The following is a 13,831-nucleotide window of genomic DNA, read 5'->3' as shown; positions in this document are numbered from 1 at the left end:
ATAATAATGATTTCCTATAAAAGATGTTTGGGAGGAGGATTTTTTTGAATTGTATTTTTATAAATTTTGAAGTTTCTATTTCCTGTAACGTTAAGAATCAACCATAATATTTATATGAAAATCTATCTTGATCTTTTATCGCATGTTTTAAATAACGGCATTGATCGTACAGATCGAACCGGTGTGGGGACACGATCAATTTTTGGGTATCAAATGCGGTTTGATTTGCAGGCTGGCTTTCCTCTGTTAACAACGAAGAAATTGCATTTGCGCTCGATCATTTATGAGCTTTTGTGGTTTTTGAGAGGTGATACAAATATTGCATGGTTGAAGGAACATGGTGTGTCAATTTGGGATGAGTGGGCTGATGAGAAAGGGAACCTTGGTCCTATTTATGGTTATCAGTGGCGCTCTTGGCCTGCTCCCGATGGACGGCATATTGATCAAATCAGTCATCTTTTGACGATGATTAAAGAAACGCCTGATTCTCGTCGCTTAATTGTATCTGCTTGGAACCCCGCACTGATAGAGGAGATGGCTTTGCCTCCTTGTCATTGTTTTTTTCAATTTTATGTTGCTGATGGGAAGCTATCCTGTCAGCTTTATCAGCGTTCAGCAGATATTTTCTTAGGTGTTCCGTTTAATATTGCTTCCTATGCGTTGTTGACGATGATGATTGCCCAAGTAAGTGGACTTAAAGCAGGAGACTTTATTCATACTCTGGGTGACGCTCATCTTTATTCTAACCATTTTGAACAGGCAAGATACCAGTTGTCTCGTATACCAAATGCTTTGCCGTTGATGCTTATAAATTCAGCGGTAACAGATCTTTTTTCTTTTAAATTTGAGGATTTTGAATTGCTTAATTATGAAGCGCAGCCACATATTAAGGCACCGGTAGCAGTATGACTTTTCCAGTTTGTTTAATTGCAGCTGTTGCAGAAAATGGTGTTATAGGTCGTGAAGGTGCGATGCCTTGGCATTTATCCACGGATTTGCAACGCTTTAAAGCTTTGACTTTTGGTAACCCCATTATTATGGGGCGAAAAACATGGGATTCTCTTGGGCGTCCTTTACTAGGGCGTACAAATATTGTTATTACCCGTAATTGTGTATTCACGGCTGAAGGCGCTGTTATTGCTCATTCTTTGTCGCAAGCCTGTTCGATTGCAAAAAGTGTGGCTTCTCAAAATGGTGCAGATGCAGTTTTTATTATTGGGGGTGGTGAAATTTTTCAACAAGGGTTGCATATGGCTGATAAAATATTCCTTACAGAAGTTTTAGCTTCTATAGAAGGTGATAGTTTTTTTCCTGTTTTTGATAAAGAAAAATGGACTATTGTAGAAACACAAGATATTCCAAAAGGAGAAAAAGATAGTCATCCGACACGTTTTGTGGTTTATGAACGAAAATAATCATAAGTGAAAAGAACCTGTCAGTTGTATTGTAATGAGATAAGATAATCCCTATAAGATCCAATTGAATGGTTGGTATTTGAATGAATGGTAGTCAGTTAAAGAGGTGATAATGCCCTGGACAAATCAAAATGGTGGTGGCCCGTGGAGTGGCGATAAAAACAAGAACAGTGGTGACAAAAAAACATCGACTAAGAATCTTTTTGGTTCTGGTGGCAATAATGGGGGCGGAAATGGTCCCAATTTTGATGATATTTTGCGTAAAGGGAAGGATCAGTTTAAACAATTTAGTAGAGGGGGAATTGTTGTTTTGTTCCTTCTGCTTGCTGTGTGTTTTTTGCTCTATCAATCACTTTATATCGTCCAACAAAATGAGCAAGCAGTGGAATTGCGTTTTGGTGTGCCTAAGGCGGGAATTATCGGGGATGGATTGCATTTTCACTTTTGGCCAATTGAGACCTATATGAAAGTGCCTTTAACTGAAAAAACAATTGCAATTGGTGGACAGACTGGACAGAGACAACAAAGTGAAGGTTTGATGCTGTCTAGTGATCAAAATATTGTTAATGTCAATTTTTCTGTTTACTATCGCATTTCACATCCAGGACAATTTTTATTCAATGTGAATGATCAAGAAGGGACAGTTCGTCAGGTTGCTGAAAGTGCAATGCGCGAGGTTATTGGTTCCAGACCTGTTGATGATGTTTTACGCGATAAAAAAGAGGAAGTTGCTAACGATGTGCGAAAGATTACCCAGTTGACTGTCGATAAATATCAACTCGGTGTCGAAATAAGCCGTGTATCGATTAGTGAAGCTGCTCCTCCGACAAAGGTTGCTGCTGCGTTTAATTCTGTTCAGCAGGCAGAGCAGGAACGTGGACGAATGATTGAAGAAGGAAATCGTGTGCGTTTTACGAAGATTGGTTTAGCAAATGGTGAAGCTTCACGTACACGGGAAATCGCAAAAGGTGAAAAAGCACAAATGGTTGAAGAGGCACGCGGGCGTGCTGAACGTTTTCAGGCTATAGCCCGTGAGGCGGCAATATCACCAGAGGCTGCGCGTTATCGTCTTTATATGGAAACGATGGGGCGTATTTTCTCTTCACCAAATAAATTGGTTCTTGATCAAATTAATTCTCCAGCGGTGCCTTATCTTCCTTTGAACGAATTGCTGGGTAACAATTTATCAGAAAAAGCAAAAGCGAAATCAGCACGTTCGACATCGCTCTTGGATGCTCATATTTCTGGAGGACGCTAATAATGCAGCAGTCTCGTTTTTTGTTTATTTTTAGTACCATAATGTTTCTTTTGATCATTTTGTGGATGTCACTTTTTATTGTCTATCCTCGTCAACAAGTGGCAATTAAGCGTTTTGGTCAAATCGTTAAGGTCGAGTCTAATCCTGGAATTTATTCGAAAATGCCCTTTGTGGATAAGATGATTGTGGTGGATAATCGCTTGTTGCGTTATGATGTTCCTACGCAATCGGTACAAGTTCGTGGGGGTGCTTATTACGAAGTGGATGCGTTCTTTATTTATCGTATTACGGATCCTAAATTGTTTTTACAGCGTATTGCTTCAGGGCGTCCGCAAATTGCGGCACGTGAAAATCTTGCACCACGGTTTATTGACGCTTTGCGTGCTGTTTATGGTAAGCGAGAATTTAAAGCTGCCTTATCGGATGAACGAGGCGCAATGATGGCTGAGGTGCAACGGCAATTTTCTATAGATGCAGGTTCGCTGGGTATTACGATTGTTGATGTGCGTATTCGAAAAACCGATTTAACGGATGCTGTTTCAGAAGATGTTTATCGACAAATGGCTGCTGAACGGGAGGCTGTTGCGGAAAATATCCGGGCTCGTGGTCAACAAGAACGAGATCGTATTGTGGCAGAAGCAAATCGTGAATATGAGGAAATTGTGGCAGCCGCAAAGCGTGATGCTGAAATTACTCGCGGTGAAGGACAAGCCGAAAGTATTCGCATTTTATTAAATGCGCGGGAAGCTAATCCATCTTTTTACGATTTTTGGTTAGCGATGGAACAGTATAAGAATTTAGAAAGAGTTTCGATGGTCATTTCACCAAATGAGGATTTCTTTTTTTATTTTCAAAATCCCCTGCAAGTAAAGAAAAAGCTTTCATCAACAATGAGTCCTAGTTTGAGCAAAACTGATTCAAAGTCTGGTGGAGAATAGATGTATACTATTTCATATGAGAAGTATGCTCTATAGCTGCTTTTTTATGATGCATGTAAGAGAGTGTTAAGCCATACTGATTTTGCATAATAAGTTGAGTAAGGCTCTTTGCAGCTTTGGTTAAAGGCATGTCATGGATAGAAGTATCGTGAGTAGAAATACGTTTTTGAAGTCTTTTATCACAAGAGTTGTTTTGTGTGTGATTTTGTTTTTATCAGGATCAGTGAATTTGTCTTGGGGCGCAGAGACAAACAAGACATTGCTTTCTGTTCCTGATTTAGCTTCTGAGCTTTTGGAGACGGTTGTGAATATTTCTACGGCACAGACTGTTGAAGGAACCGAACAGGATGAAAATACTTCGGTACCCGTTATTCCCAAAGATTCATTGCTGGAGGAATATTTTAATGATTTTTTTACACCCAAAGATGGTCAAAAAAATAGTCAATTTCAAAAGGTGCGTTCTTTGGGGTCTGGTTTTGTGATTGATGCGCAAAAAGGGATTATTGTTACAAATTATCATGTTATTGTTGATGCTGATGATATTGAAGTTAATTTTACAGATGGTACAAAACTCAAGGCGAAGCTTCTTGGCAAGGATAGCAAAACTGATTTGGCACTACTTCAAGTGGATGCGGGACGTAAAAAATTAAAAGCTGTGCGTTTTGGTGACTCAGAAAAAGCACGTATTGGTGACTGGGTTATGGCTATTGGTAATCCTTATGGTTTTGGTGGAAGTGTAACGGTTGGTATTATTTCTGCACGTAACCGTGATCTTAATGCTGGTCCCTATGATAATTTTATTCAAACAGATGCAGCAATTAATCGGGGCAATTCTGGTGGTCCGTTATTTGATAGAAATGGTGAAGTCATTGGCATTAATACAGCAATTGTTTCACCTTCTGGAGGATCTATCGGTATTGGGTTTGCTATTCCATCAGATATGGCCCTTTCTGTTATTAGTCAATTGCGTGATTTTGGAGAAATAAGGCGTGGTTGGTTAGCTATTCGTATTCAGCCGGTGACTGAGGATATTGCAAAAAGTTTAAAATTGGACAATGCGGTAGGAGCATTGGTGGCTGGTAAAATAGAACAGACGGAAGAAAATAATGTAGATAATAGCCAGTTACAAACTGGAGATGTTATTCTTTTCTTTGGCAATGCAAAAATTAAGCATGCACGTGATTTGCCGCGTTTAGTGGCGGAAAGTCCGGAAGGAAAAGTGGTAGATGTTACCGTTTTACGGGATGGACAAGAAAAAACAGTAAAAGTTAAGCTTGGACGTTTGATTGAAACAGATGCAAATGAAGATATAGAAGAAGAAGTTGATGATAAAAAAGATAATGATCTGTCGAAAAGCGTGACAATGCAATTTATGGGAATGACGCTATCTGAATTGACAGAGGATTTGCGTCATCGTTATTCAATTTCAGATAAACTTCGAGGACTAGTGGTAACATCTGTTGCACAAAATAGCGCAGCGGATAAAAAGCGTATTCGCGTTGGTGAAGTCATTATTGATATCAATCAGAGTGCTATCACAACAATCGATGAAGCTAAAAAACGGATTCATAAATTACGTGAAGCCGGACGCAAAAATGCTCTATTCATCGTAGCGCGTCCAGATGGAGAGTTACGGTTCGTAACGCTTCTAATGGATTGATACCCCAATAGATTGAGGCTTAAAAATTAATTTTTTGTTTTTTATCAGCCTTGGTATATGGGCTATTTTGTAGCTCAGCCATGTGATGTTCAATATTTTTCAAGCTCATTTCACGACAAAGAGCATGGATTGTATAACATAAAATCCGTTGGGCAGTTCTATTTTTGCATTAAATAAAAGTATAAGTTGGTACCATAATAGATTTGCTAGTTCCCAATATTGCAATAGCCTAGGCTTTGAAATGCTGCATAAGAGATCACTGTCTTGTGTTTAAGTCAATTTTTATCTCTGCTTTTGATGCACAAGTGAATGGTATTGATATGGCACTTTATGAGAAGGATAAAAATGAGAAAATCTTATGATATTGGGAGCTCTTATTCAGATTGCAAAACGCTCAACTATTATAAATAAAGGGTGCAATTATTATTATAAAGAATGTTTTATCTAGTGAGACTTTTAGCACTTTGTGATTGTACTTTGTGTGCTATAGAGAACGTTTTTTTTCACTTCAGTTTGAAAAAAGTTATCCTAGAGAAAAATTATATTAGACTAAATTAGTTATATATATTTATACCTTTCTTGGTGATGGATGAAAAAATAGTTATAAAAAAGAGAGCGTGAAGAAGACAATTTCTGAATCTCTTATTATAAACCGGAGTAGCATGTTGTTTTTATAGGAAAAAAATAAAGCTGTCTGATTGTATAGGTTAAGCTCAGTATTATTTTCATAAATGATGACAAAGAATATGTTTATTTTTAATGGACTAACGGACAGAATGATTATGGATGTAGTTTATTATTGAATTATGATAGCAAAAATGCTTGGAAATTTCTTTGGTGTTGTTATTAAGTCCATTTTTTCTTTTTTTATAAGTTTCATAGGGGCTTTGGGGGGGCTGTGTGTTGCAATAAGTTATTGATTGGGAGAAATTGCTATTCATGACACAGAGAACAGTTACATTAATAGCGGGGCCTACTGCAAGTGGTAAGTCAGCGCTTGCTTTACAAATGGCTCAAGAAAAAAATGCTCTCATCGTTAATACTGATTCAATGCAGGTTTATGATGTTTTAAATATTTTAACAGCACGGCCTACGGAGGCTGATATTGCGATTGTTCCACACTATCTCTATGGCTATGTGAGTCCTACTTTGAATTATTCAGTAGGGCAATGGTTGTGTGATGTCGAGAAGCTATTGGCAACTTTTTCTTTAAGATCGGTTATTTTTGTTGGTGGAACAGGGCTTTATTTTCGTGCTCTTTTAGAAGGGCTTTCGGAAATACCTCATATTCCAGATGCTGTACGGCAGAAATGGCGACTTCGGCTTGATAAAGAGGGAGCTGAAAGCCTTTACCGCCAATTGTTGCAAGTTGATGCTGTTCTTGCTGAGAAAATTTCTTCGCAAGATGGTCAACGTATTGTTCGTGCTTTAGAAGTTTATGAGGCAACTGGTAAGAAGCTCAGTTGGTGGCAGAAGAAAAAAACGCTTCCTCTGATTTCGTCAGATTGTGCAGAAAAAATTCTTCTTATGCCACCACGTCCTCTGCTTTATGAACGTATTCATAAACGTTTGGATTCTATGATTGAAAGAGGAGCTTTAGAAGAGGCGATGATCATGAAGAATCTTAAGCTTTTCCCTTCATTACCAGCAATGAAGGCTATTGGTATACCTGAATTTATAGCTTATTTGGATGGATATAGAAGCTTTGAGAATGCTCTTGAAGCGGTGAAAATACAAACGAGGAGATATGCAAAAAGACAAATGACATGGTTTCGTAATCAATTTGATGAAGAATGGATGCTTACTTTTTGATAAAAGAGCTAGAGCTTTGTAAAGAAACTTTCGAAAGATAAAAGATAATTCGTGAAAAAGAATTTTTTAGAAAATAGAATTTTTTATTGACGAATGGTATCAATGGAATTAGAAATCTTTCTACAAGGAAATTTTTATATATTTTATACGTTGGAATAATGGGGGTGATCATACAGTGTGTGTTGTGTAATGGGCTCCTTTGGGGTCTTTTTTTATGGGCTCCGTTAGGGGCTTTTTTATTGTCCTATCAAGTAGGTGAGTGGGAAAAATGAGAAATGATCCAAGAAAGCAAGAGAGTGCAGATGGAAAAATAATGTCGGGGGCTGAAATAGTGGTTCAGGCTCTTATAGATCAAGGGGTTAAACATATTTTTGGTTACCCTGGTGGGGCTGTTCTGCCTATTTTTGATGTTCTCTATCACCAAGATACACTCCAGCATATTTTGGTGCGCCATGAACAAGCTGCAGGGCATGCTGCTGAAGGTTATGCACGCAGTACTGGAAAGGTAGGTGTTATGCTTGTGACTTCTGGTCCAGGCGCAACGAATGCTGTTACACCTTTGCAAGATGCTCTTATGGATTCTATACCTCTTGTTTGTTTTTCTGGTCAGGTAGCGACAACGATCATTGGAACAAATGGCTTTCAAGAAGCTGATACGGTTGGAATTACAAAGCCCTGTACGAAGCGTAATTGGCTGGTTAAAAACGTCAATGATCTTGCGGCTATTATTCATGAAGCTTTTTCTCTTGCTCAATCAGGTCGTCCTGGACCGGTTTTGATTGATATTCCTAAGGATGTTCAATTTGCTTCAGGAATTTATAGAGCGCCTCAAGTGCCGACATTTATGCATTCTTATTCAAAATCGAAAGGGAATGCGCAGGCTATTGAAGAGGCTGTTTCTCTCTTAGTAGAAGCAAAGCGTCCTGTTATTTATTCTGGTGGTGGTGTTATTTCATCGGGGATGGAAGCTGTAAAGCTTTTGCGCGATTTAGTTCAACTGGGTGATTTTCCGATTACATCAACACTCATGGGGCTTGGTGCTTATCCCGCTTCTGGCAAAAATTGGCTTGGAATGCTTGGGATGCATGGAACCTATGAAGCTAATATGGCCATGCATGATTGTGATGTCATGTTGGCTGTTGGAGCACGATTTGATGATCGTATCACAGGGCGATTGGATGCATTTGCACCTCATGCGCGTATTATTCATATTGATATTGATCCTTCTTCTATTAATAAGATCGTAAAAGCAGAAGTTCCACTTATTGGTGATGTGGCTTGTGTTTTAGGAGATATGACGCAACTCTTAAAGATACAGCAACCAGCGTTTAACAGTGAAGTCCGTGAGGCGTGGTGGACGCAAATTAATCGCTGGAGATCACGCAATTCATTGGCATATATGGAAAAAGAAGATGTTATCATGCCACAATATGCTCTTGAACGGCTTTATGCACTGACCAAAGATGCTCGTGCTTATATCACAACGGATGTCGGACAGCATCAGATGTGGGCAGCACAGTATTATCATTTTGATGAACCAAAACATTGGATGACTTCTGGTGGTCTTGGAACGATGGGGTATGGTCTTCCGGCGGCTATAGGTGTTCAAATAGCCCATCCTGATGCGCTTGTTGTGTGTATTTCTGGTGATGCTTCCATTCAGATGAATATTCAAGAACTTGCAACAGCTATTCAGCATGGCACACCTGTAAAAATTTTCATTTTAAATAATCAGTATATGGGGATGGTTCGCCAGTGGCAGCAATTGCTGCATGGTAATCGTCTTTCTCATTCTTATACGGAATCTATGCCTGACTTTGTGAAATTGGCACAAGCTTATGGAGCCGTGGGAATTCATTGTTCAAAACCCGATGAACTTGATGATAAAATTCAGCAGATGATTGACAGTGATAAGCCTGTTCTTTTTGATTGTCGTGTTTATCATTTAGAAAATTGTTTTCCTATGATCCCATCAGGATGTGCCCATAATGAGATGTTATTACCCGATGAGGCAAGCGAGGAAGCTGTTGCAAATGCTGTTTCTTCCGAGGGAAAGATTCTTGTATAAAATTAATATGTTAACAAAATAGTGAAAGATGGTGATGATGAAGTCTTTGAATTCTTTGAAGTCTTCATCTCTGTCTCTTCTTTGTGGAGAGTTCCTATTATCCTTAGAGCTCATTTTATGATTTTCATTCTTTGTTTAAAGACATGGGGTGTATTATTATTTGTACGCGATGTTTGTTTTTTTAATTCATATGTTCACATTAATAGCTATTTCGTTGCATTTTTTAGATAATACATTGAATTATCTGTTATAAATTAATTATGTTGTCTCATATATGAAAGATTCCATCGTGCAAGAAAAAAAGCCACCGTGCTTGAAGGGTGCGACCATGCAAACCGTCATGCCTATGAAAACAATAGAAAAGTTTGTCACTATGTTTTGGTTTCGCATTATGAAATTGCTCCAAATCGCTCTTTCAAGGGATTGATAGGAAAATCCCCCTAGCGGCTTGAAAGGAAGGGCAAAAATAACGAAGATCAAATGCAGCCATAGAAAATCAATTAGCCACCATAGCTTATAATCAGGTAGTAATCTCACCTGATTATGCGGGGGAGATCTATATATATGAGATGTGTAGTCAATATATATAAACCGGAATAATACTCAACATCGTATCATTATCAGGACATTAACATTGAAAATTAAATATTCTTTCTTTTATTTGTTCTACATATTTATGATTCCATAAATCTACAGACACAAACACTCTTTGAATCCACCGCATTGGATTTTCATAACTATCAAATGATCCAAAAAATTTATCTCTAGAGTGTAGAGCCATTCTGTTATCAATGTATAATAATCTTCTTGGTTGTACATCAATTCCAAAAGATACAGCCTTCATAGCTTCATAAAAATGATTTAAAGCTTCCTTAGCTTTTTTTGACTGTGGCTCTAACATGCCCGGATAAAAAACAGCGCTGATATCTGGGAATTCACCGTCCCCTTGAACTAGGGGCACTTTACTTGTAGAGGTTACCCCATTTTTCTCCTCTATAAGGAATATTAATTATATATAAATTATCGCTTAAGCTACTCAAATCCTTCTCAATTAAAAGTTTTAAAGCTAGACGTGCACCAGATATTCTCGTTAACGGGCCATCAACATCATTGCGAACACCAGATAAAAATATCCCTTTAGGAGATAAATTTAAACCCTTTATAAATTTTAGTGCAGCATTTTCTATATGAAAATCTAACTCAACTTCAGATCCTAATCCTGTATAATCTTTTTTATTATCTTCTAAAGGAACTAGGTTATTTACTATATATTCGCCTTCAAACTTAATTGAATAAGGCTCTCCGATCAATAAAGAAAACATCATAATTAAATTTTTGCTAATATAGCCACTTTTACAAGACGCATCTAAATTATAAGGATTAGGTGACGTATTAATTGGTCTATCAATTGGAAGGTTTTCAAAGATTAAATGGTCTCGGGGTAATAGACACCTTTTGATTCATAAGAATTGTCAATATTCTATGTGATAGCAGCGAAAATGCTATTTTTTAGTTCAACCGAATATTCAATACACCCGTATGGATCATAAATAACGTGGTCTAAAGTCTACCAAAGTTTATCTCTTTCGACATTGCTTAATTCAAAAGCATTTTCATTTATCATTATAATTTCTTCCCCAATTATATTTCCCTATTTTTTTATTAAGAAAAGTGAAAAAACAATAATTAAAATTAAAATCAGCCATGTTAGCAAATAAGTGTCTGTAAAATCTTGGATTAATCCAAATAATGGTGGAGCAGTAATAATTGCGATTTGATTTACAGACATTGCTAAACCCAGAGAAAAGCCAACGCTTTCTTTCGGCGAAGAGTCTACAATATAAGCAACCCAAGGGCCATACCATCCTATTCCAAAAAAACCTAACCAAGCAGATAAAATAGTTAAATAAATTATGGATCCACTCATGCCTAAAATTAATATTAAAAATCCAAAAATTACTGCAATCATGCAAAACAAGACAGGAAAAAATCGTCCTTTTCTACAATGATCACTCCACGCTGCTAAAATAATTCTTCCTAAGGCACCAGAAGCCTGTAAAACAAAAAACAAATAAGCACTTTTATCTAGAGACAGGTGATAGATTCTATAAAAATAGATCGTTATAAAAATGGTTAAAACATATTGAACGATCACAAGTGAAACGCCTGAAAAAATAATATTCTTCATATGCGGTGCAGCCAACATCGCAAGACGAGATCTTATATTTGCATAGAACGAAACTCTTGCCTTGCTTTTTGGAACGATAGCTACAACTTTTGCTGGTGAGTGATAAAAAATAATAAATATACATCCACCTAAAAAAGAAACTATGGCACCGACCAAAAACGCACCTTGTATGCCATAAACAAGCGCACTAGCAGGAAGAACTATCCCAGCTAATGCCCCACCTAATGGTAGTCCCGCCTGCCTTATTCCCATTGCAAATCCGCGCTGCGATTGTGGAAACCATGAAGAAACAGATTTAGCGCCACCGGGTTGAGCAGAACTATAAAATCCCCCTACAATGAGCAAACAAACCAAAAGGGAAATATAGTTATCTGCGATTGCTCCCAACAAAAGAGCAACAGAAACGCCGACCGCGCCAACTCCAACAATATAGCGCTCGTTAAATTTGTCTAGTAATTCACCAGCTACAAGTAACCCAATAATAGGTAGGAACTGTGCTGCTGAAGACAGCAAACCTATCTGAGAGTCACTGAGCGAGAAATTTTTCTTAAAAAATTCAGCTAAAGGACCAATCCCTTGAACAAAGAAGCAGGCTGATGCTTGAGCGATAGTGGCAACAAGCAATACAATCCATCTATAATAATTTTTTTCTATAAATTTATTATTGCTCACTATACTCTCCCTCCAATTAAAGTGTATTCCAATAAAGTGGACTTTTTTCTAATAATGATTGCAACAATAAATCAGGTATTTTATGCTGATTACATAAAAATCTGTCAATACGATTGGTATTAATATGAAAGCTAAGGAATATGCTTAATTTAAGGAAATAAGCTATTATGTGTCGTGCAAATTTGATAGGCTAGCGATATAAGATAAATTTTACAAACATTGGTTCAGCTGGCATTAAACGCTCTTCATAAAAGATGCTATATTTTGGCAAGCTTTTTCAATATAATTCTCAAAGCTTTCTTCAGTCACATAGCCCAGATGCGGCGTGCAAAGAACTCTATCTGATTGCAATAATTTGCTCTCATATACCGGCTCGCTGTCATAAACATCCAGTGCAAAGTAAGTTGAATTTTCCAAACTTAGTATTTTTTCTATCGCCCCTTTTTCAACCAAAGCTGAACGCGCTGTGTTGACAAAAATAGCATGAGGTTTCATGCTCAATAGATCATCTAATTGAATGATTTCTCTGGTTTTATCGCTTAAGCGTAAATGTACGGATATAATGTCAGGACGTGTAAAAAATTCATCTTTTGAATGCGTAAAATGATAACCTAAATTTTTTGCTTCTTGCGTTGAACGCTCGCTCCCATAAACCAAAATGGACATGCCAAAAGCTTGAGCATATTGAGCAACCATTTTACCAATACGCCCAAACCCGAATATTCCAAGAGTAGCCCCTTTCATTTGGTTGCCAAATGTTGTTTGCCATCGTCCTTTTTTCATATCAGACACAGATTTACAGAGTTTTCTACGCGCAGACATAATTAAGAGCCACGCAAATTCAGCAGCAGAAGTTGGATCTCCACCACCGTCTAATATTTCAATTCCTAAGTCTCTACAAGCTTCTATATCAATATGTGAACCTATAGGGCCTGTTTGGCAGATTAATTTTAAATTTGGCAGTTTCAGGAGAAGATTTCTATCAACTATAGTCCGCTCTCTGATTAAGATAAGAATATCTATCTCTTTGAGCTTATCTTCTAAATCACATTCTTTAGCTAGATTATTTATAACCAGCACTTCATGCGATTTCATTAATTTTGTAATAGACTGTAATGTTAGGGTGGCTTTTTGATAGTCATCTGGAATTAATATTTTCAATTTAAATCTCCCGTTTCATTCATCAATATTTGAACTCATTATTTCATTTCTAAAACAACCAAAAAGCAATCTCACCGCTGATATTTTGACATAACGCCAAGCCTATTAACAAATTATACCCCTTGATTTCATTATTATTTCTAGCAATAAGAATAGCATTAATCATTTAGTTTTTATAAACTTTAAAACATTGCGACAAAAAGAAAAAGTTTGACTCAGTAGATGGAGAATTGCGCTTTTCTCATATTCTAGAGGACGGATCTGAAGTGCTACGCTGGACTGAAACCCATGTCCCAATTTTCTTATAATAGACTACCAAGAAGGCCATACTTACGAACCAGATTTTATTGTCGAAACAGAAAAAGCTACATATTTGTGCGAGATAAAGCGCGCTTCATATAAGCGTGATGTCTCTCTTTATTCGTTGAGATATAACTTATTTGTAGCATGAAGAGTAAATTTATTAAAATCATGATAAGAGGGAGATAGGAACTTTATAGGTGTATCATCATAGGATTAAGTAGTTTTGTTGAGAGCTATTTCTGCCAAAAGGTTTTTGATATATGTAATTATTATTTCGTAATAGTGGATGTACTTTATTTTTATGTGCAAGAAAGCTGAGTGATTGTGTAAAATAGTATTCATAAAATTACATTATT

11 protein-coding genes are annotated in these 13,831 nt (G+C 37.2%); 7 read left to right on the top strand and 4 right to left on the bottom strand.

The window, feature by feature from the left end; translation table 11 throughout:
• Nucleotides 1–114: 114 nt before the first annotated feature.
• The 7 genes from ACFIJ7_RS05485 to ACFIJ7_RS05455 all read left to right on the top strand — a co-directional run bounded on the left by ACFIJ7_RS05485 (nt 115) and on the right by ACFIJ7_RS05455 (nt 9,151).
• Entirely contained in the window at nt 115–909 is a 795-nt protein-coding gene (locus tag ACFIJ7_RS05485; protein ID WP_015856618.1) for a thymidylate synthase, read from the top strand.
• The gene (locus tag ACFIJ7_RS05480) at nt 906–1,415 is read left to right on the top strand and encodes a dihydrofolate reductase (RefSeq protein ID WP_375636180.1); all 510 of its coding nucleotides are present in this window, start codon (nt 906–908) and stop codon (nt 1,413–1,415) included. The genes ACFIJ7_RS05485 and ACFIJ7_RS05480 overlap by 4 nt, the downstream gene beginning before the upstream one ends.
• Nucleotides 1,416–1,527: 112 nt before the next feature.
• The gene (hflK, locus tag ACFIJ7_RS05475; protein WP_375636181.1) at nt 1,528–2,673 is read left to right on the top strand and encodes an FtsH protease activity modulator HflK; all 1,146 of its coding nucleotides are present in this window, start codon (nt 1,528–1,530) and stop codon (nt 2,671–2,673) included.
• Nucleotides 2,674–2,675: 2 nt separating this feature from the next.
• Complete coding sequence (gene hflC / locus ACFIJ7_RS05470; protein WP_375636182.1) at nt 2,676–3,611, top strand: protease modulator HflC; 936 nt, start codon at nt 2,676–2,678, stop codon at nt 3,609–3,611.
• A 133-nt stretch (nt 3,612–3,744) separates the two neighbouring features.
• Nucleotides 3,745–5,271, top strand: coding sequence for a Do family serine endopeptidase (locus tag ACFIJ7_RS05465; protein WP_375636183.1), 1,527 nt, complete (start codon nt 3,745–3,747; stop codon nt 5,269–5,271).
• A gap of 939 nt (nt 5,272–6,210) precedes the next feature.
• On the top strand, nt 6,211–7,083 hold the full coding sequence (miaA, locus tag ACFIJ7_RS05460; protein WP_375636184.1) for a tRNA (adenosine(37)-N6)-dimethylallyltransferase MiaA: 873 nt from the start codon (nt 6,211–6,213) through the stop codon (nt 7,081–7,083).
• A gap of 268 nt (nt 7,084–7,351) precedes the next feature.
• Nucleotides 7,352–9,151, top strand: a complete 1,800-nt coding sequence (locus ACFIJ7_RS05455; RefSeq protein ID WP_375636185.1) for an acetolactate synthase 3 large subunit — start codon at nt 7,352–7,354, stop codon at nt 9,149–9,151.
• Nucleotides 9,152–9,779: 628 nt separating this feature from the next.
• Here the strand turns inward: ACFIJ7_RS05455 and ACFIJ7_RS05450 are convergent.
• The 4 genes from ACFIJ7_RS05450 to ACFIJ7_RS05435 all read right to left on the bottom strand — a co-directional run bounded on the left by ACFIJ7_RS05450 (nt 9,780) and on the right by ACFIJ7_RS05435 (nt 13,172).
• A complete protein-coding gene (locus ACFIJ7_RS05450; protein ID WP_375644772.1) occupies nt 9,780–10,112 on the bottom strand; it encodes a hypothetical protein in 333 nt (110 codons plus the stop codon).
• Nucleotide 10,113: 1 nt separating this feature from the next.
• Nucleotides 10,114–10,476, bottom strand: coding sequence for a hypothetical protein (locus tag ACFIJ7_RS05445; protein WP_375636187.1), 363 nt, complete (start codon nt 10,474–10,476; stop codon nt 10,114–10,116).
• Between the two features lie 326 nt (nt 10,477–10,802).
• Complete coding sequence (locus ACFIJ7_RS05440) at nt 10,803–12,011, bottom strand: MFS transporter (RefSeq protein WP_375636189.1); 1,209 nt, start codon at nt 12,009–12,011, stop codon at nt 10,803–10,805.
• A 234-nt stretch (nt 12,012–12,245) separates the two neighbouring features.
• Nucleotides 12,246–13,172 (bottom strand): D-2-hydroxyacid dehydrogenase family protein, encoded by a 927-nt coding sequence (locus tag ACFIJ7_RS05435; RefSeq protein WP_375636190.1) that lies wholly within the window; start codon nt 13,170–13,172, stop codon nt 12,246–12,248.
• Nucleotides 13,173–13,831: the final 659 nt, after the last annotated feature.

The organism is Bartonella sp. MR100HLJHH, assembly GCF_042194215.1.
GTDB lineage: Bacteria > Pseudomonadota > Alphaproteobacteria > Rhizobiales > Rhizobiaceae > Bartonella > Bartonella grahamii.
This window is presented reverse-complemented; position numbering and strand designations above follow the sequence as displayed.